1 protein-coding gene is annotated in these 338 nt (G+C 35.5%); it reads left to right on the forward strand.

Going from position 1 to position 338, the window contains the following annotated elements; genetic code table 11:
* Positions 1-92: 92 nt before the first annotated feature.
* On the forward strand, positions 93-338 hold a 246-nt coding region (locus NE619_RS18160), incomplete at its 3' end, for an AAA family ATPase (RefSeq protein WP_256133879.1).

Genomic DNA, 338 nt, shown 5'->3' on the forward strand with positions numbered 1-338 from the left:
GTGAAAACATCAGTGTTCTTATTGCGAGCGTCTTGGAATATGAAGCAATATTATATAAAATATGTTAAAAGAACGCATATGAGGAGGCAAAAATGGGGAGAATAATAGCTATTGCCAACCAAAAAGGCGGGGTAGGTAAGACAACAACTTCTATAAATCTATCGGCTGCTCTTGCAAGTAAAGGAAAAAAAGTTCTTGCTCTTGATATGGATCCACAAGGAAATATGACAAGTGGTTTAGGTGTTGATAAAGACGAAGCTGAAAAAACAGTTTATGATCTGATAATAGGAAATGCGGGAATTGAAGAGTGTATATGTAAAGATGCACTTGAAAATCTT

It is taken from the genome of Anaerovorax odorimutans, from assembly GCF_024459955.1.
GTDB classification, from domain to species: Bacteria; Bacillota; Clostridia; order Peptostreptococcales; family Anaerovoracaceae; genus Hominibacterium; species Hominibacterium odorimutans_A.